This window comes from Sphingobium quisquiliarum P25 (assembly GCF_000445065.1).
Classification (GTDB): Bacteria; Pseudomonadota; Alphaproteobacteria; order Sphingomonadales; family Sphingomonadaceae; genus Sphingobium; species Sphingobium quisquiliarum.
Map to the genome: position 1 here is coordinate 39,186 of NZ_ATHO01000045.1, position 17,247 is coordinate 56,432.

The following is a 17,247-nucleotide window of genomic DNA, read 5'->3' on the forward strand; positions in this document are numbered from 1 at the left end:
CCGGCCAATGCAGACTCATGGTTAACAAAATGCTGTTCCGCGATGGGACAGCTTTGGGCGTGATGATGAAAATGGCAGCGGGCGGCTTTACCGCGCCGCACCGGGTTGGCGGCGGCGCGCGGGCGGGTTACTCCTACGGCGCGTCATGACCCTGCCTGCATCCCTGCCCCGTCCGATCCTGACCTGCCTGGCCGCTGGCGCCGCGGCGGCCGGAGCGGCGATGCTGGGTTCCTGTTCGGAAAAGGCGAGCGGGCCGGTGGCCGTCAGCGTGATCGGCACGCCAGCGGAACTGGCCAAGCCTCTGAACCATCTGCCCGCGCCCGCGGCGAAGCTGATGCTGGAGGCGACGGCGCAAGGGCTGGTGGCGTTCGACGCCAGCGGTGACATCTTGCCCGCGCTGGCGCAGCGCTGGATCGTGGAGGATGACGGCCGCAGCTACATCTTCCGCCTGCGCCGCGCGCTATGGGCCAATGGCGACAAGGTGACCGCCAGCGACGTGGCGCGGCTCTTGACGGCGCGGATCGATGCGCTGCGGCGGCTGGACCCCGAAGGGCCGCTGGACGTGGTGGAAGCGGTAGTGCCGATGACCGGCGAGGTGATCGAGATCAGGCTGGGAGCACCCCGCCCCTTCCTGCTGCAAATGCTGGCGCAGCCGCAAATGGCGATACTGTCCCGCGACGGGGGCACCGGCCCCTATCGTTCAAAACGCTGGGGCAAGGCGCTGCTGCTGACCCCGATCGAGCCCGAATCCGGCGACGAGGATGAAGAAGGCGCGCCTGCGCCGTGGCGCACGCGCATCCTGCAGGCGGAGCGGGCGGCGATGGCCGTCATCCGCTTTCGCCAGGGCGCGGCGGACATGGTGCTGGGCGGGCGCTTCACCGACCTGCCGCTGCTGGTGCCAGCGGGCGTCGACCGCGACGCCGTGCGGGTAGATCCGGTGCAGGGGCTGATGGGGCTGGCCGTGACGGGCAAGGGCAAGCTGCTGGACGATGACGATGTGCGGCTGGCGATCAACATGGCGATCGACCGCAGCCAGTTGCCCAAGCTGTTCCCGCTGGGCGGATGGGCGGTGACGGAGCAGATCGTGCCAGCCCAGATCGACCTGCCCGCTCCACCTGCGCGGCCCGCCTGGGCGGGGATGCCGCTGGAGGAGCGGCGGACACGGGCGCGGGCGGCCGTCGCCCGCTGGCGCGGCGAAAATGGCGATCCGCCCGTGCTGAAAATAGCCCTGCCCAAGGGACCGGGCGCGACCACCCTGTTCGCGCTGCTGCGCCATGATCTGGGGCTGATCGGGCTGGCGGCGGAGCGGGTGGAGTTGAAGGACGAGGCCGACCTGCGGCTGGTGGACGAAGTCGCCGCTTATGACAGCGCGCTCTGGTATCTTGGCCGCATTGGCTGCGCGCGCAAGGTGCATTGCTCCGCGCAGGCCGACGCGCAGTTGCAAGCGGCCAGCCTGGCGACGAGCACGGCGGAGCGGATGGCGCGGGTGGCGCAGGCCGAAGCGCTGATGCAGGCGCATAACGGCTATATCGCGCTCGGCGCGCCAGTGCGTTGGTCGCTGGTGGCGCGCCGCCTGACGGGCTTCACCCCTTCCCCCCGCGCGCGGCACCCATTGAACCACCTGTTCCCCAGCCCCAATTAGGGTTCAGGAGGAACGGGCATGGCTTTGTCGCAAGATCAGTTCGACCGGATGGTGCGCGACCTTCCCGGCTTTGGCCGCGACGCCGCATCCGTGCGGCGGCGGATCGAGGCTATGGAAGCGATGCTGGAGGGCCTGTTCGTCATCCCCGGCACCAACCGGCGCGTGGGGCTGGACAGTCTGGTGGGCCTGATCCCCGTCGTGGGCGATGTGGCGACCGCCGCGATGGGCGCATGGATCGTGTGGGAAGCGCGCAATCTGGGCATGCCCAAATGGCAATTGGCGCGCATGGCGGCTAATGTCGGCTTCGACACTGTGGTGGGCGCCATTCCCTTCGCTGGCGATGTGTTCGACTTTCTGTTCAAGTCCAACACGAAGAATTTGCGGATCATCCGCAGGCATCTGGACAAGCATCATCCCTCCACCGTGACGATCGAGGGTTGAGGTCCGTTGTCAGTCCGCCGGAACCCTGGCGTTCGGATCAAGGTCCAGCTTCAGGGACGGGCGCGGCGCGGGCGCGGCGCGGCTTCTGACTGGCAGGATGTTGGGGCCGGGCTGAATGCGCAGCCTTGCGCCTGCGGGCGCGCCGCGCTGATGGACGGGGCAGCGGGCATATTCCATCGCCCGGTCCATGCAGAGCCACACTTCGCTGAGCCAATCGCCGCGCGTGGTCCTGACGCGGATCATGTCAGCTTTCAACCCCTTGTTCGCGCGGGCGAATTCAGCGGCGAACTGGCCCACGGTCAAACTCTTGCGCCGGGTGAGCAGCGTCATGTTCGGATAGCGTATCGCGTCGTGGAAGGCGCGGGCGAGGTTGAAATATAGTTCTGGCCGCGTCGTCATGCAGGTGCCGTGCTTGGCCCATTCATGCTGGAGCAGCTGGGCGGAAGGCGTGGTGCACAGATTTTGGCGGATGATCTGGCGGGGCAGGAGATCGGCAGGTCGGCAATATTGCGGCCAATCCCTCCCCTTACCCTCCGGCCAGAGACCATGCAGGACGAAGCCGAACCTGCCGTTGCGGCCGCTGCATTGGAAGGCGCTGTCAGCCCCGCGCGCCGTGGCGCAATATTGCGGCGACCAGCTGAGCGCGAGGGTATAGCCCGCGGCCGGGATCAGGCGGCGCGGCTCGCCCGCTGGCGGTGGTTCGGGCCGGGGGCGCGGCACCTGCTGCGGGATGGAGCAATAGGCCGCCTGCGCCAGCGCGGGGACCGGCATTACGAGCAGCAGCAGGGCCAGCAGGCTCTTAGGCAAAGTCCAGGCCGATGTCGGCGGCGGGGGCCGACTGGGTGAGGCGGCCGACGCTGATATAGGTGACGCCGGTTTCCGCCTTGGCACGGATGGTCTGGAGCGTGACGCCGCCTGACGCTTCGGTCGGCACGCGTCCGCCGACCAGCGTGACCGCGCCGCGCAGGGTGGGCGCGTCCATATTGTCGAGCAGCAGGTGCGTGGCCCCGGCCGCCAGCGCCGGTTCGATCTGGTCGACCCGATCGACCTCCACGATGATGCGTTCGATCCCGGCAGCAGCGGCGCGGCGAACGGCTTCCCCGACGGAGCCCGCGACCGCGACATGATTGTCCTTGATCATCGCCGCATCCCACAAGCCCATGCGGTGATTGGTCGCACCGCCCTGACGCGTGGCATATTTTTCCAGCACGCGAAGGCCGGGGATCGTCTTGCGCGTGTCGAGCAAGGTCGCGCCCGTGCCCAGGATCGCGTCGGCATAGGCGCGCGTCATGGTGGCGATGCCGGTCAGGTGCTGGACGGTGTTGAGGGCCGAACGCTCCGCCGTCAGCATGGCGCGGGCCTTGCCACGGATGCGCATGATGTCGGTGCCAGCGGGCACGCGGTCGCCATCCTGACGCAGCAGCTCGATCTCCACCTGCGGGTCGAGCGCGCGGAAGAAGGCGGCGGCAATCGGCAGGCCCGCCAGAGTCACCGCGTCGCGGCTGTCCATCACGCCGTCGAAGACCGCGTCGGCGGGGATCACCGCCTCGCTGGTGACGTCGCGGCCATCAGGCCCCAGATCCTCGGCGAGGGTGGAGGCGACGAAGGCGTCGAGGTCGAAGCCGGGGAGGGAGAAGGTCATGGCGCTTCCTGAAACTTGCCGTTCCCGCAAGGCGGGAATCCGGCTGGAATGGCTGAACTGGACTCCTGCCTTCGCAGGAGCATGCGGCTCAACGGTTGCCTACGTCGCCCTTGCCAACGGTGCCGCTGGCGAGTTCCAGCATACGGTCGAGGCTTTTCCTGGCGGCGAGGCGCAGATCCTCGTCCATCTCGATCCGGGGCTGGAGGTCGCGCAGCGCCAGATAGAGCTTCTCCATCGTGTTGAGCGCCATATAGGGGCAGACATTGCAGTTGCAGTTGCCGTCCGCGCCCGGCGCGCCGATGAAATTCTTTTCCGGCACCGCCTTGCGCATCTGGTGGATGATGTGCGGTTCGGTCGCGACGATCAGCGTGTCGCCGGGCATCGTCTTGGCATATTGCAGGATGCCGCTGGTCGATCCCACATAGTCCGCATGGTCGACGATATAGGGCGGGCATTCGGGATGCGCGGCGATCGGCGCATCGGGATGCTGCGCCTTGAGCTTGAGCAATTCGGTCTCGCTGAACGCTTCATGCACGATGCAGACGCCCGGCCACAGCAGCATGTCGCGGTTGAACTTGCGCTTGAGATAGCCGCCCAGATGCTTGTCGGGGCCGAAGATGATCTTCTGTTCGCGCGGGATCTGGCTCAGAATCGTTTCGGCGGACGAGCTGGTGACGATGATGTCGCTGAGCGCCTTCACCTCGGCCGAACAGTTGATGTAGCTGAGCGCGATATGGTCGGGATGGGCTTCGCGGAACGCCTTGAACTGAGCGGGCGGGCAACTGTCCTCCAGGCTGCATCCGGCGTCCATGTCAGGCAGCACCACGATCTTTTCGGGGCTGAGGATTTTCGCCGTTTCCGCCATGAAGCGGACGCCGCAGAAGGCGATGACATCCGCATCCGTTTCCGCCGCCTTGCGCGAGAGTTCCAGGCTGTCGCCCACGAAATCGGACAGGTCCTGGATTTCGGGCTTCTGATAATAATGGCCAAGGATGACGGCATTGCGTTCCTTGCGCAGCCGGTCGATCTCTGCGCGCAGGTCAGTCCCCTGCGGGATTCCGGTGATGGCGTTCATGTCCCTAACTCCTCGGTGCCATTCAGGGCTTGCGGCGCGCCCTAACGCTCCTGCCGCTTATTGGCCAGTACCTCGTTGATCGGCGTGGTGACGTCCCACTGCTCGCGATTGCCGTTCTTGCGTTCGGGCGGGAAGGTGACGAGCACCCGCGCCCCATCATAGCCCATGGCGCTAAGCGGCGCAGCCATCAGCCTGGCTATCGCCGCGCGGCCATATTCGCGCGCTTGCGCCATGCGCTCAGGCGATCGCGCTGAAGCCTGGGCGCGCACCTCTGCATGGGCCGACGCCTGACGGCTCAGCGCCTCGCCGGCCTCCCGCGTCACAAACAGGCCGCTGGTGCGCACCAGCGTGCGGCGCGCTTCATCCAGATTGGGTTTGCCCGGCTTCACATCAGGCGCGTTGACGATCAGCGTGCGGCTGCCTTCGTCCCATTCCAGATCGCTTGCGGACAGCCCCGACAGGTCGACGAAATAATCGACCGAATAGGGCATCTTCACCACCTGGTCGGATTTCAGCCAGCCAAAACCGCGCACGTCGCGCGCCGTGCTCTGGATCGTGCCGTTCAGTTGCGACACGCGCAGGCTCGCTGCGCCGGAAATCTTTTCCGCAATGATCCTTGTCACCGCCGATCCATCATCCTCGACGCTGACCACATAGTCGCGATTATAACGCTGCCATCCCGCCAGCATCGCCCCGCCCAGCAGCAGGATCAGCAGCGCGGCAGCGGCCGGACCGGCATAGCGTTTCAGGCTGTCCGCCACAGCCCATCCCCAGCGGACGCGGCAAGCCCGCGTCCGTCCAGATCGATCAAATGCGCCAGCACGGATCGCCCGGCGGCGGAATGAAGCCGCGGGTCGATGCCCTTGTACATCTCCGCCACCATGTCCGGGATCGTGCTGGCCCCGTTGCGCTCCAGAAAGCGCATTATCTGCCCTTCGCGCTGCTTGCGATGGCCCATCATGCCGCGCACCAGACGGCGCGGATTTTCGACCGGATCGCCGTGGGCGGGATAGTAGATCGCGTCGTCGCGGTCGAGCAGCCGCTGCATCGAGCGCATATAGTCAGCCATGTCACCATCGGGCGGCGAGATGACGCTGGTGGACCAGCCCATTACATGGTCGCCGGTGAACAGGGCATTCTCCTCCGCCAGAGCGAAACAGAGATGGTTGGACGTATGGCCGGGCGTCGCCAGCGCTTCCAGCGTCCAGCCTTCGCCCCTCACCTGCTCGCCATCGGCGAGGACACGGTCGGGCCGGTAGGAGGGGTCGAAGGCGGCGTCGGCGCGCGGGCCGTCATCGTCCAGAACCAGGGGCGCGCAGCCAGTGACGCGCGCGCCGGTCTGCGCCGAAAGCGGCCGGGCCGCCGGGCTGTGATCACGATGGGTATGGGTGCACAGGATCGCGCGGACAGGGCGGCCCCCGATTGCGGCGAGCAGCGCGTCGAGATGGTCCGCATCGTCCGGGCCGGGATCGATGACGGCGAGATCGCTGGTGCCCACCAGATAGGTCTGCGTTCCCGTATAGGTGAAGGGCGACGGATTGGGCGCGAGGACGCGGCCGATGCGCGGAGACATCTGGAGCAGCGTGCCGGTGGGCATTCCGGCAGGATCGGGAGCAGTTGCCATGCGCTCCATGTGCCCATCTGACGGGGATTTTCAAGGCCCGGAAGCATCGGGGATTCCGTTTGGGGCGGCGCTGGCTTACTGTCTTTGCCTCCGCTCGACACGAACGGACGTGGAGAATGGACGTGCGGGATCTTGTGGAAGCATGGCGAAGTCATCTGGCGCTAGACCGGCGGCGGTCAACGCACACGGTGCGCGCCTATGTGGCGACGGCGGAGCGGCTGATCGCTTTCCTGGAGGAGCATCGCGGGGAAACGGTAACGGCGGCAAGCATCGCGGGCATTGGTCAGGCGGACCTGCGCGCTTTCCTAGCGGCGCGGCGCATGGACGGGATCGGCAATGTGTCGGCGGCGCGGGAATTGTCGGCGGTGCGCGGTTTCCTGAAGTTCATCGGCGGCGCGGATGCGCAGGTGCCGCTGCTGAAGGGGCCGAAGGTCAAGCGCGGGCTGCCCCGGCCGGTGTCGCCCGATGAAGCGGTGGCGCTGGCGAGCGATATCGCTGAAACGGCGCGGGAGGGATGGATCGGCGCGCGCGATTGGGCGGTGCTGCTGCTGCTCTACGGCGCGGGGCTGCGCATCGGCGAGGCGATGGGGCTGATGGGCGATGTCCTGCCCCTGGGCGACACGCTGCGGGTGACGGGCAAGCGCGGCAAGACGCGGATGGTGCCGCTGCTGCCGCAGGTGCGCGCAGCGATCGAGGCCTATGTCGCGGCCTGCCCCTATCCGGTGGCGCGGCAGGAGCCGCTGTTCCGGGGGGCGCGGGGCGGTCCGCTATCGGCTGCGATCATCCGGCGGGCGGTGCAGGGCGCGCGGGGACGGCTGGGGCTGGCGGAACGCACGACGCCGCATGCGCTGCGCCACAGCTTCGCGACGCACCTGCTGGGGCGCGGAGCGGACTTACGATCGTTGCAGGAACTGTTGGGGCATGCCAGCCTGTCGTCGACGCAAATCTATACGCAGGTGGATGCGGCGCATCTGCTGGATGTGTACCGGCATGCGCATCCCCGGGCGTGATCGGATGATGCCATAGATAACAAAGGCGGGAGAGCGTTTGGCTCACCCCCTCGGTTTCCATGTCGCGAGGCGCCACAGATATAGCGCGATAGCCCCCACCACGCAGGCGGTGGCGACGGGACCAACATATTTGTCGATATCGCGGAAATTCTGGCCCAGCACATAGCCCGCATAGGCAAGGATGATGTTCCAGATCAGCGCGCCGCCCGCCGTCCAGGCGAGAAACCTGACATGGCCCATGCGGAACAGCCCCGCCGGTAGCGAGATCATGGTGCGGAAGGCGGGCAGGAAGCGGAAGACGAAGACGACGATCTGGCCATATTTGCCGAAAATATGGTCAAGCCTTTCGACATCCCTCCATTCCAGCGTGGCCCAGCGGCCATAGCGATCGACCAAGGGTTTGAGCCGGTGAAAGCCCAGGATATGGCCCACCAGATACCAGAAATAGTTGCCGACGGTGGTTCCCACGGTCCCGGCGAGCAGCAGCCATTCCATCGCCATGCGCCCCTGGCCGACCCGGATGCCGCCGATGCCCATGATCAGTTCGGACGGGATCGGCGGAAAGACATTTTCCAGGATCATCAGGACGAAGATGCCCCAGTAGCCGCCCGCGTCGATGAGGTGCAGGACCCATTGGGTCATCCTTCACGCCGCCCGGCGCTGCCCTGCGCTCCTGCCTTCGCGGGAGCGTGATGCGCCGTTCCAGTCAGGCGGCCACCCGTGCGGCCAGGCGGGCGTCTATGGCATCCCAGATCATGCCGCCGGTATCAGTGCCGTTGAACGCGTCGATCGATACGATGCCGGTGGGCGAGGTCACGTTGATTTCGGTCAGCCATTCGCCGCCGATCACGTCGATGCCGACGAACAGCAGGCCGCGCCGCTTGAGTTCCGGGCCCATGGCGGCACAGATTTCCAGTTCGCGGTCGGTGAGTTCCGTCCGCGCGGCCGATCCGCCGACCGCAAGGTTGGAGCGGATTTCGCCAGCGCCGGGAATGCGGTTGATCGCGCCCGCGACCTCCCCATCCACCAGCACGATGCGCTTGTCGCCCTGCGCGACACCGGGGATGAAGGCCTGAACCATGAAGGGTTCGACCCATGAGGCGTTGAACAGTTCCACCAGCGCCGACAGGTTCGCGCCGGATTGCCCGACATGAAAGACGGCGTTGCCCGCATTGCCATAGAGCGGCTTGACGACGATCTCGCCATGTTCGGCAAGGAAGCTCCTGACCTCCGCCAGATCGCGGGTGATCATGGTCGGCGGCATGAAACGGGCATAGTCGAGCACGAACAGCTTTTCGGGCGCGTTGCGGACGGAGGCGGGGTCGTTCACCACCAGCGTTTCGGGCTGCACCCGCTCCAGCAGATGGGTGGCGGTGATGTAGCTGAGGTCAAAGGGCGGGTCCTGCCGCATGAGGACCACGTCCACATCGCGGCCAAGGTCGAGCAGTTCCGGCTCCCCGAAGGCATAATGGTCGCCCTCCACCTTCTGCACCTTCACCGGATGCGCCTTCGCCAGCACGCGGCCGTCGCGATAGGTTAGGTCCGGCGCGAGATAATGGTAGAGGCGATGCCCCCTCGCCCGCGCCGCCAGCATGATGTGGAAGGTGGAATCGCCCTTGATGTTGATCCCTTCCATCGGGTCCATCTGCACGGCGACGGTGAGAGGGTTGAGTTGGGTCATCCAAAAAGCCTTCTTACAAGCTCCGTTCGTTTCGAGCGCAGTCGAGAAACGCGTGTTGCGCTATCTGCTTCTCGACTTCGCTCGAAGCGAACGGGAGGTGGAGCCTTGGGCAGAGGTCAGCCCCCATGCCAGACATTCGCCAGATGGCGCGGCGGGCGGCCCGGCGCAAGGAGGATCACGTCGATCCGCATGTCATCGCCCGGCTCGGCAAGCTGATGGAAGAGGATTTCCGCCGCCGAAGCGACGCGGGAGAGGCGGCGCTCGTCGATGGCGAGGTCAAGATCGGCGGCGGTGGCGCGGGCCTTCACCTCGACAAAGGCGAGCATCGCGCCGCGCCGCGCGACAAGGTCCACCTCCCCCGCCGGCGTGCGCAGGCGGCGGCCGACGATGCGCCAGCCCTTGAGGCGCAGCCACCATCCGGCGATGCGCTCCGCCTGACGGCCGCGCTTTTCGGCCTGCTGCCGCTTCACCCCTTGAGTTCCATGGCGCGCGCGTAGAGGGCGCGGCGGTCGAGGCCGAGCTTTTTGGCCACCTTCCCGGCGGCCTTGGACACGGGCAGGCGTTCCATCGCTTCGATGAGCGCGGCGTCGGCGTCTTCGGCGCTTGGCGGCGGGGCTTCGCCGGGCGGACCGGCTATGACGACGATTTCGCCCTTGGGCGGGGCGTCGGCGTACAGGGCGGAAAGTCCGGTGAGGGTGCCGGTGCGGGTCTCCTCGAACGCCTTGCTGATTTCGCGGCTGACGGCGGCGTCGCGATCGCCCAGCGCTTCGGCCATGGCGGCAAGGCTTTCGGACAGGCGCGGGCCGCTTTCGTAGAAGATCAGCGTGGCGCGCAGGGCGGCGACCTCGGCAAGGGCGTCGGCGCGGGCTTTCTGCTTGGCGGGCAGGAAGCCCATGAAGAGGAAGCGGTCGGTGGGAAGGCCCGAGAGCGTCAGCGCGGCGATGGCGGCGCTGGGGCCGGGCAGCGTGGTGATGTTCCGCCCCGCCGCGCGCGCGTCGCGGACAAGCTTGTAGCCGGGATCGGAAATGAGCGGCGTCCCCGCGTCGGAAAGGAGCGCGACCGATTCGCTGGCCATACTCTCGATCAGGCGCTGCCGCACCCCTTCGGCGCTGTGATCGTGATAGGGGATCATGGGACGATCCGATCCGGCATGGCGCAGAAGCCGTGCGCTCACCCGTGTATCTTCCACGGCGATCACATCGGCGCGGCGCAGGACATCGGCCGCGCGGGGGCTAAGGTCTCCGAGGTTGCCGATCGGCCCCGCAACGATGTAAAGCCCCGGTTCCAGACCAGACGTTGTAGTTTCCATAAGGACGCCAGATGACAGAGACGGATGCCCTCCGGCAAGCGGCCATGTTCGCGGCAATGAAGCGCGGTGCGCGTATTTTGTTCGCCGCCAGCGCGCTGCTGGTGGCCGCCTGTCAGTCGATCGTCCCGCGCGGGCCGGGGCCGGTGCGCCCCACCGAGCCCGTGTCCACTGCCCCGGACGTGACGCAGGGCCTGCCCACCGATACGCAGCGCCACCGCGTCGCGCTGCTGGTGCCGATGAGCGGCCCAAATGCGGGCGTGGGCCAGTCGATCGCCAATGCGACGACGCTGGCGCTGCTGGACACCAAGGCGGACAAGGTGCGCATCACCACCTATGACACCAGCATGGGCGCGGCGGCGGCGGCGAACCGGGCGCTGGCGGAAGGCAACCGGCTGATCCTGGGCCCGCTATTGGCGGAGGACGCGCGGATCGTGGGGCCGATCGCGGCCAAGGCCGATGTGCCGGTGATCAGCTTTTCCAACGATGTGAGCATCGCCGGGAACGGCGTCTACATCATGGGCTATAATCCGGGCCAGTCGATCGAGCGCGTGGTCGAGTTCGCCAAGGGCAAGGGGCTGTCGAAATTCGCGGCGCTGGTGCCCAAGGGCGTCTATGGCGAGCGGTCGGGCACGTCGCTGCTGCGCGCGGTCGAGCAGGAAGGCGGCACGGTCGTATCGATGCAGACCTTCGACCGGTCGCCCGCTTCGATGACGGCGGCGGTGAAGAAATTGCAGGCATCGTCCAGCTATGACGCGCTGCTGATCGCGGACAGCGGGCGAGTGGCGCTGCAACTTGCGCCCATCGTGCGGAAGAATGGCGGCGCGACGGCGCGCCTGCTGGGGACGGAATTGTGGAATACCGACCGCAGCATCGCCTCCAGCCCGGCGCTGCGCGGCGCGTGGTTCGCGAGCGTTTCGGACGGGCTCTATGGCCAGTTGGCGAGCAAATACCGCGCCCGCTATGGCAGCGCGCCCTTCCGCCTGTCGGCGCTGGGCTATGACGCCGTGCTGCTGACCGTGCGAATCGCGCGCGACTGGAAGCCGGGGACGCCCTTCCCCGCGTCGAGGCTGCGCGATTCGGGGGGCTTTTCCGGGATCGACGGAGCGTTCCGCTTCGGGCGCAGCGGGGTTGCCGAACGGGCTCTGGAAGTGTCGGAGGTGGGTGCGGGCACCTATACGGTGGTGGCGGCAGCGCCGCGGGCTTTCGCGGAGTAAGGCGGCTAGACGCGCCCCAGAGGAACGATCACCGGCCAATCACCATCCGCTTCGATACGGACGGCGATGCCATAGACCCGCGCGAGGTTCTGTTCAGTCAGGACCTGCATGGGAGGACCGTCAGCCACCAGCCTGCCGCTGTCCATCAACAGCAGGCGATCGCAATAGCGCGCGGCCATGCTGAGGTCGTGGAGGACGGTGACCACCAGCGACCCGGCGCGCGATTCGGCGCGCAGCAGGTCCATGACGTCGATCTGATGGCCAGGATCGAGCGCCGCGAGCGGTTCGTCGGCGATCAGGGCTGGCGCGCCGACCGCCAAAGCGCGCGCCAGCAGGACACGGGCGCGTTCACCGCCTGACAATTCGGTCGCGATCCGCCCTTTCAGGTGAATAACGTCCGCGCGGGCCAGCGCTGCGTCGACCAGCGCCTCGTCCTGCGGGGAGAGACGGGAGAGCGGGCCCAGATGCGGCATGCGGCCCAGCGCCACCAGCCGTTCGACCAGCAGCGGCCAATGGAGCGTCTGGCCCTGAGGCAGATAGGCGGCGCGGCGCGCCACGTCCTTCCGGCCGAGGCTGGCGATCGGAATGCCGTCGATCGACACGACGCCCCTTTCGGGACGGACGAGGCCCAGCAGCGCGCGGATCAGGGTGGACTTGCCCGCGCCGTTGGGACCGATAATACCGGCAAGCTGCCCCGGCTCCAGCATCGTGGAGACGCTCGTCACGGCGGCATGACGGCCGAGGCGCACGGAAAGGTCCTGGGCACGAAGGGTCACCATAGCCGCCGCTCCCGCATCAGATGGACGAGGAAGACGGGGACGCCCAGCAAGGCGGTCAGGACTCCCAGCTTGAGTTCGCTGCTGGTCGGGATAAGGCGCACGCCGATGTCGGCAAAGGTGAGCAGCGCCGCGCCGCCCAGCAGCGATGGCAGCAGGACGGCGGAAGGAGAGCGATCCGTCAGCGGGCGGACCAGATGGGGTACGATCAGGCCGACGAAGCCGATCGCGCCCGACACCGCGACGGCGCCGCCTACGCCGATCGCGACGCCCAGCATCATGCGCAACCGCGCCTTGCCAAGGTCGACGCCCAGCGCCTGCGCGCCTTCCTCACCCAGTGTCAACGCATCAAGGCTGCTGCCGTCGGCGATCAGCAGCGCCGCGCCGATGAGAACGCAAGGGAAGGCGATCCAGACATGGGCGTAACTGCGGTTTTCGAGACTGCCCATCAGCCAGTTCATGATCTCCATCGCGGCGAAGGGATTGGGCGACAGGTTGAGCGACAGGCTGATCCCCGCGCCCGTCAGCGTCGCCACGGCAATCCCCGCCAGGATCAGCGTCAGCGGGCTTTCAGAAGGGCCAGCGAGCAGGAACAGCGCGGCGATGGCGATGAGGCTGGTGATGATGGCGAGGATGGGAAGGACGATCGGGTGAAGCTGCGCCAACCCGAAATAGAGGGCGCAGACGGCCCCCAGCGCGGCGGCGTTGGACGCGCCCAGCACTGACGGTTCGGCGAGCGGGTTGCGAAGATAGCCCTGCAACGCCGCTCCGGCGAGGCCGAGCATGCCGCCGACGATGAGGCCAAGGAGCATGCGCGGCAGGCGCAGATCAAGGAGGATGGCGCGCGCGACCTCGTCACCCCCGCCGGTGAGCACGGCGACCATGCGGGCGGGCGAGAGCGGGACCGCGCCCAGGGTGATGGAGCCCAAGGCGGCGGCGAATGTGAGCGCCATGAGGATGGGGAGCAGCAGCGGGTGGCGGCGAATGCTCATGGCTTGCTTCCCCGCTGCCTGTGAGTAGACGACATGCTCCTGCGCAGGCAGGAGTCCAGTCCCACCGCATCAACTGGGCTCCTGCCTGCGCAGGAGCAGGGCGCGTTTTGAAGGCAGGCTTTATGCACAAAAGGATCATCGCGGCATTGTGCCTGCTCAGCCTGACAGCCGCTGCGCCAACGCCGCCGAAGCGAATCGTGTCGCTCAACACCTGCGCCGATCAATATGTGCTGGCGCTTGCCGATCCGGGGCAGATCGCGGCCTTGAGCCCTTATGGCCACGACCCGGAATTGTCCGCCGCCGTCGCCAAGGCGCGGCAGATCCGCGTGCTCAAGCGCCCCGCCGAGGAAGTGCTGGCGATCGGGCCGGACCTGGTGGTGGGCTTTCCTGATGGCGCGGGTGGCGTGGTGGGTGCGCCACAAGGGCGGTGGCGCAAGCTGGGGCTGGCGAGCGCGGACGGTTTCGCGGCCATCCGCGGCCAGATCCGTCAGGTGGCGGCAGCGGTCGGCCATCCGGCGCGCGGGCAGGCTCTGATCGCGCGCATGGAGCGCGACCTTGCGGCCCTGCCCCGTCCCCGGCGCGGCGGCGTGGCGGCCTATTATCAGAGGCGCGGCTATATGACGGGCACCGGCACGCTGGTGGATGATCTGATCCAGCGGGCGGGACTGACAAATCTGGCCGCGAAGCTGGGCAAGCCCGCGCTGGCGCAGGTGTCGCTGGAGGAGATGATCGCTGCCCGTCCCGACTATCTGATCGTGGAGGAAGGCAGCGAGAAGATCGTCGACCAGGGGACGGAGATGCTGCACCATCCGGTCCTGCGATCCATCCCGCGCATCCGCGTGCCGCAGGCGTGGACCGTCTGCGGCGGCCCGGCCTATGTACAGGCCGCGCGCAGCATCATTGCGCAGATCAACGCCGCGCCGGAGCGTTGAGGGGCGAGCGGTCACGCCCGCCCCCCTAGCCCTTCATCAGAAGCGGACACGCACGCCGCCATAGGCCGAGCGGCCGTAAGTGCCATAGCCATAGGCGGTCGCATATTCCTGATCGAACAGATTGTCGATGCGGCCGTAGATTTCGAGATTTTCCGTGAGGGGGAAGGAAGCGCGCAGGTCGGCGACGGCATAGCCGTCCAGCTGGACCCGATTGCGGGTGACGGGATCGAGATCGATGCTGTCGCCGACCATGGTCACGGTCGCCCCCGTGGACAGGCCGAAGGACCAGACATAGTCCACGGACGTGCTGACGGCATTGGCGGCGCGGCGCAACAGGCGCTGGCCACGGGCCGTGCTGCCGGGCGAACGGTCCCGCGCATCGACATAGCTGTAGGCGGCGGTGAAGGTCAGCGCCTCCACGGGCCGCAGCGTCAGTTCCGCTTCCACGCCCTTGGCGCGGGTGCGGTCCAGATTTTCATAAGTGGACGTCGCATTGTCGTAATTCAACTGATCCTGCGTGTCGCGCCAGAAGCCGGTGACGGACAGCACGGCCTTTTCGCTGCCCAGATTCTGGTCGAAGCCGATGTCATAGCTTTTGGAGCGTTCCGGCTTCAGGGCGGGATTGCCGCTGTAGGTGTCGTAAAGCTGATAGAGCGAAGGCGCCTTGAACCCTTCCCCATAGCTCAGGCGGAAATTGGTGACGCCGCCATTGGGCGAATAGTTGGCGTTGGCGCCGAAGGTGGTCGCCCCGCCGAACTGGCTATGATCGTCGCGGCGCACGCCAGCAGTCACTGACAGACCTGTGAGCGGCTTCACCACGGCGAGGCCATAAACGCTGTCGATGTTCGCCCTGTGGCTTTCGCGCGATCCGAAGCCGAAAAATTCATAGTCGGGCCGCTCATGCTCATAGCCGAGCAGCAGCTTCACTTCGTCGGCGGGCTGATAGACGGCTTCATATTCGAAGCGGAGATTGTTGCCGGAATAGCCGAAATCGGGATCAGTGCCGCGCAAATAATAATAATCGCGGTCCTGCCGATACCAGGTCACCGCCGCGCGGTTGGTCAGCGTGCCGTCGAGCAGTGCGAAGTTGAGGCCCGCATAGCCGATATACTGGTTCGACCGGGCGACGTCCGGGCTGTCGGCAGGCGCGCCGAAGAAGCTGTCATAGTCAAGATCGCCATGGATATAATAGCCGCGAAGATCCAGGCTGACATTATCGGTGAAGGCGATCTTCAACCGGGCGTTGCCGGTGACATTTTCATAACCGTCCTTTTCCGATCCGCCGAAGCCGGGCGAGACGGCGGAAATACCGTCCGTCCTGAAATAGGCGACGCCGACGCCGCCGGAAACGATGCCGCTGGTGCCCGACACGTCCGCCTTCGCGTTCAGCGTGTCGGCATAGCCATAATCGACCGACGCCTTGCCGCCGAAGCCTTCACCCGGCACGCCGGTCATGACGTTGACGACACCGCCGATCGCCTGGCTGCCATAGGCGATGGAGTTGGAGCCGCGCAGCACCTCGATACGGCGGATATTGCCGACCAGCAGATTGCCGAAATCATATTGATCGCCGATGCCGCTGGGGTCGTTGACCTTGACCCCGTCGATCAGCACCAGCGTCTGCGTCGTTTCCGCGCCGCGCACCGACACGCTGGTGACATTGCCGAGGCTGCCCGTCCGGTTGAAGCGGATGCCCGGCGTGGTCGCCAGCAGATCGACGACGCTGACATTCTGGCGGGTTTCGATCGTCTTTTCATCAATGACGGTGACCGCTTGTCCGACCTCGTCCGTCGGCTGCTCAATGCCGAGCGCGGTGACGACGATCTCCCCCGATTCCTCCGCGACGGCGGGCGTTGCGGCGAGGAGCGCGATGAGCGAAATGCTTGTCTTCAACATGATTGTCTTCCCTGAGCGCCATGCGACATGAGGGCCAGGGCTTCCGCGCGAGCGGCCGGTGCGCGAGACAAGGAGACGCCAGCCCGCCCCGCGCACCGATGCGGCCCCCGCCGCTTCGTCGCTCAGACGGAAAAACACCGTGCCTGGGCCTGTCCCTGGACCCAAGGCAAGAGCGACCATGCGCCGGCAGGTCTCCTGGCTCGCGGGTCAGGGCAGCGATGCACGGGCCTTCCCGGACTCGCGTCCAGTGGCCGGTTCCCCGCGCCCTCCCCTTTCGAAAGCGTGAGTTACCAAGTGCATCGCGCTCGCCGCTTACAGTTGCAGGGACAGCCGCGGAATTGGGCGAAGGCTCGCCCGCACCGCATTCCCTTTCCGGCGCGATCTTCTTTCATGTGAGCGGTTGCCCGCCCACGCGGCGCGCCATAGGGGAAATGACGGGTTCTGCCAAGGAGTGGACGAATGCGATTGCTGGGCGCGGTGCTGGCCGGTGGGCGTTCCAGCCGGTTCGGGAGCGACAAGGCGGCTGCGGTGCTGCCGGACGGGCGGACTCTGCTGGAGCATGCGGCGGCTGCGATCGGGGCGCATGTGGAGGCGGTGGTGGTCTGCGGCCGGACGGTCGAGGGGATGACGGGGCTGGCGGACCGGCCCGTGCCGGACATGGGGCCGCTGGGCGGGCTGAACGCGGCGCTGCATCATGCGCGCGCCCAAGGATTTGACGCGGTGCTGACGACCGGGTGCGACATGCCGGTCTATCCGGCGGCGCTGGCGGACGCACTGATCGGCGAAAGCGCTGCGGTTTTGAAGGGGCAGCAACTGGCCGGGTTCTGGCCTGTTTCCCTGGCGGACGAACTGGATGCACATCTGGCGGAGAAGAATAGCCGCTCGATCTTCGGCTGGCTGGAGCGGATCGGCGCGCGGATCGTGGAGCGGGAAGATATCCTGCTGCCGAACATCAATCGGCCGGAGGATCTGGCGAAATTAGCCCTTCCCCATTCGCGCTGAGGTGAGGTTGC

General features: G+C 66.9%; 19 protein-coding genes and 1 riboswitch. Of the genes, 7 read left to right on the plus strand and 12 right to left on the minus strand.

Translation table 11 applies throughout. The features are described 5' to 3' along the window. The first annotated feature begins 17 nt into the window (after positions 1–17). Genes L288_RS44085 through L288_RS27385 form a run of 3 tightly spaced genes read left to right on the plus strand, consistent with a single transcriptional unit; the run spans position 18 to position 2,083 of the window. Positions 18–149, plus strand: coding sequence for a hypothetical protein (locus L288_RS44085; RefSeq protein ID WP_269077971.1), 132 nt, complete (start codon positions 18–20; stop codon positions 147–149). Beyond that, the gene (locus L288_RS27380; protein ID WP_021237355.1) at positions 146–1,642 is read left to right on the plus strand and encodes an ABC transporter substrate-binding protein; all 1,497 of its coding nucleotides are present in this window, start codon (positions 146–148) and stop codon (positions 1,640–1,642) included. The genes L288_RS44085 and L288_RS27380 overlap by 4 nt, the downstream gene beginning before the upstream one ends. Before the next feature lie 18 nt (positions 1,643–1,660). Next, positions 1,661–2,083: a DUF4112 domain-containing protein gene (locus L288_RS27385; RefSeq protein ID WP_021237356.1), complete on the plus strand. Its 423-nt coding sequence runs from the start codon at positions 1,661–1,663 to the stop codon at positions 2,081–2,083. Positions 2,084–2,092: 9 nt separating this feature from the next. On the opposite strand, the gene L288_RS27390 is transcribed toward L288_RS27385, so the two are convergent. From L288_RS27390 to L288_RS27410, 5 genes are all read right to left on the minus strand, one after another. Then, positions 2,093–2,890: a ribonuclease T2 gene (locus L288_RS27390; RefSeq protein ID WP_021237357.1), complete on the minus strand. Its 798-nt coding sequence runs from the start codon at positions 2,888–2,890 to the stop codon at positions 2,093–2,095. Continuing rightward, on the minus strand, positions 2,883–3,725 hold the full coding sequence (gene nadC / locus L288_RS27395) for a carboxylating nicotinate-nucleotide diphosphorylase (RefSeq protein WP_021237358.1): 843 nt from the start codon (positions 3,723–3,725) through the stop codon (positions 2,883–2,885). Before nadC ends, L288_RS27390 begins: the two co-directional genes overlap by 8 nt. Positions 3,726–3,813: 88 nt before the next feature. Then, entirely contained in the window at positions 3,814–4,800 is a 987-nt protein-coding gene (gene nadA, locus L288_RS27400; protein ID WP_021237359.1) for a quinolinate synthase NadA, read from the minus strand. Positions 4,801–4,841: 41 nt separating this feature from the next. Continuing rightward, the gene (locus L288_RS27405; protein WP_021237360.1) at positions 4,842–5,561 is read right to left on the minus strand and encodes a DUF4230 domain-containing protein; all 720 of its coding nucleotides are present in this window, start codon (positions 5,559–5,561) and stop codon (positions 4,842–4,844) included. Further along, positions 5,546–6,424: an MBL fold metallo-hydrolase gene (locus tag L288_RS27410; RefSeq protein ID WP_031304036.1), complete on the minus strand. Its 879-nt coding sequence runs from the start codon at positions 6,422–6,424 to the stop codon at positions 5,546–5,548. The genes L288_RS27405 and L288_RS27410 overlap by 16 nt, the downstream gene beginning before the upstream one ends. A 116-nt stretch (positions 6,425–6,540) precedes the next feature. Between L288_RS27410 and L288_RS27415 the strand changes: the two genes are divergently transcribed. Continuing rightward, positions 6,541–7,434 carry a tyrosine recombinase XerC gene (locus L288_RS27415; RefSeq protein WP_021237362.1) on the plus strand — a complete coding sequence of 298 codons (894 nt, stop codon included), beginning with the start codon at positions 6,541–6,543 and terminating at the stop codon, positions 7,432–7,434. Positions 7,435–7,476: 42 nt separating this feature from the next. Here the strand turns inward: L288_RS27415 and L288_RS27420 are convergent, their stop codons facing one another. The 4 genes from L288_RS27420 to rsmI all read right to left on the minus strand — a co-directional run bounded on the left by L288_RS27420 (position 7,477) and on the right by rsmI (position 10,424). Next, the gene (locus tag L288_RS27420; protein ID WP_021237363.1) at positions 7,477–8,076 is read right to left on the minus strand and encodes a DedA family protein; all 600 of its coding nucleotides are present in this window, start codon (positions 8,074–8,076) and stop codon (positions 7,477–7,479) included. A 64-nt stretch (positions 8,077–8,140) separates the two neighbouring features. After that, positions 8,141–9,115: a glutathione synthase gene (gshB, locus tag L288_RS27425; protein ID WP_021237364.1), complete on the minus strand. Its 975-nt coding sequence runs from the start codon at positions 9,113–9,115 to the stop codon at positions 8,141–8,143. Positions 9,116–9,231: 116 nt separating this feature from the next. Then, a complete protein-coding gene (locus L288_RS27430) occupies positions 9,232–9,585 on the minus strand; it encodes a YraN family protein (RefSeq protein WP_021237365.1) in 354 nt (117 codons plus the stop codon). Next, a complete protein-coding gene (gene rsmI / locus L288_RS27435) occupies positions 9,582–10,424 on the minus strand; it encodes a 16S rRNA (cytidine(1402)-2'-O)-methyltransferase (protein WP_021237366.1) in 843 nt (280 codons plus the stop codon). The genes L288_RS27430 and rsmI overlap by 4 nt, the downstream gene beginning before the upstream one ends. 11 nt (positions 10,425–10,435) lie before the next feature. Here rsmI and L288_RS27440 point away from each other — a divergent pair, with 11 nt between their 5' ends. After that, positions 10,436–11,638: a penicillin-binding protein activator gene (locus tag L288_RS27440; protein WP_021237367.1), complete on the plus strand. Its 1,203-nt coding sequence runs from the start codon at positions 10,436–10,438 to the stop codon at positions 11,636–11,638. A gap of 5 nt (positions 11,639–11,643) precedes the next feature. Here the strand turns inward: L288_RS27440 and L288_RS27445 are convergent, their stop codons facing one another. Then, entirely contained in the window at positions 11,644–12,417 is a 774-nt protein-coding gene (locus L288_RS27445; RefSeq protein ID WP_021237368.1) for an ABC transporter ATP-binding protein, read from the minus strand. Next, the gene (locus L288_RS27450; RefSeq protein WP_021237369.1) at positions 12,411–13,406 is read right to left on the minus strand and encodes a FecCD family ABC transporter permease; all 996 of its coding nucleotides are present in this window, start codon (positions 13,404–13,406) and stop codon (positions 12,411–12,413) included. The genes L288_RS27445 and L288_RS27450 overlap by 7 nt, the downstream gene beginning before the upstream one ends. A gap of 122 nt (positions 13,407–13,528) precedes the next feature. On the opposite strand from L288_RS27450, the gene L288_RS27455 reads away from it, so the two are divergent. Beyond that, positions 13,529–14,338 carry an ABC transporter substrate-binding protein gene (locus tag L288_RS27455; RefSeq protein WP_021237370.1) on the plus strand — a complete coding sequence of 270 codons (810 nt, stop codon included), beginning with the start codon at positions 13,529–13,531 and terminating at the stop codon, positions 14,336–14,338. 36 nt (positions 14,339–14,374) lie between these two features. Here the strand turns inward: L288_RS27455 and L288_RS27460 are convergent, their stop codons facing one another. Continuing rightward, positions 14,375–16,234: a TonB-dependent receptor plug domain-containing protein gene (locus tag L288_RS27460; RefSeq protein WP_021237371.1), complete on the minus strand. Its 1,860-nt coding sequence runs from the start codon at positions 16,232–16,234 to the stop codon at positions 14,375–14,377. Positions 16,235–16,402: 168 nt separating this feature from the next. Continuing rightward, a riboswitch (cobalamin riboswitch) is annotated at positions 16,403–16,666 on the minus strand. 27 nt (positions 16,667–16,693) lie between these two features. Between L288_RS27460 and mobA the strand changes: the two genes are divergently transcribed. Further along, a complete protein-coding gene (gene mobA, locus L288_RS27465) occupies positions 16,694–17,236 on the plus strand; it encodes a molybdenum cofactor guanylyltransferase (RefSeq protein ID WP_021237372.1) in 543 nt (180 codons plus the stop codon). Positions 17,237–17,247: the final 11 nt, after the last annotated feature.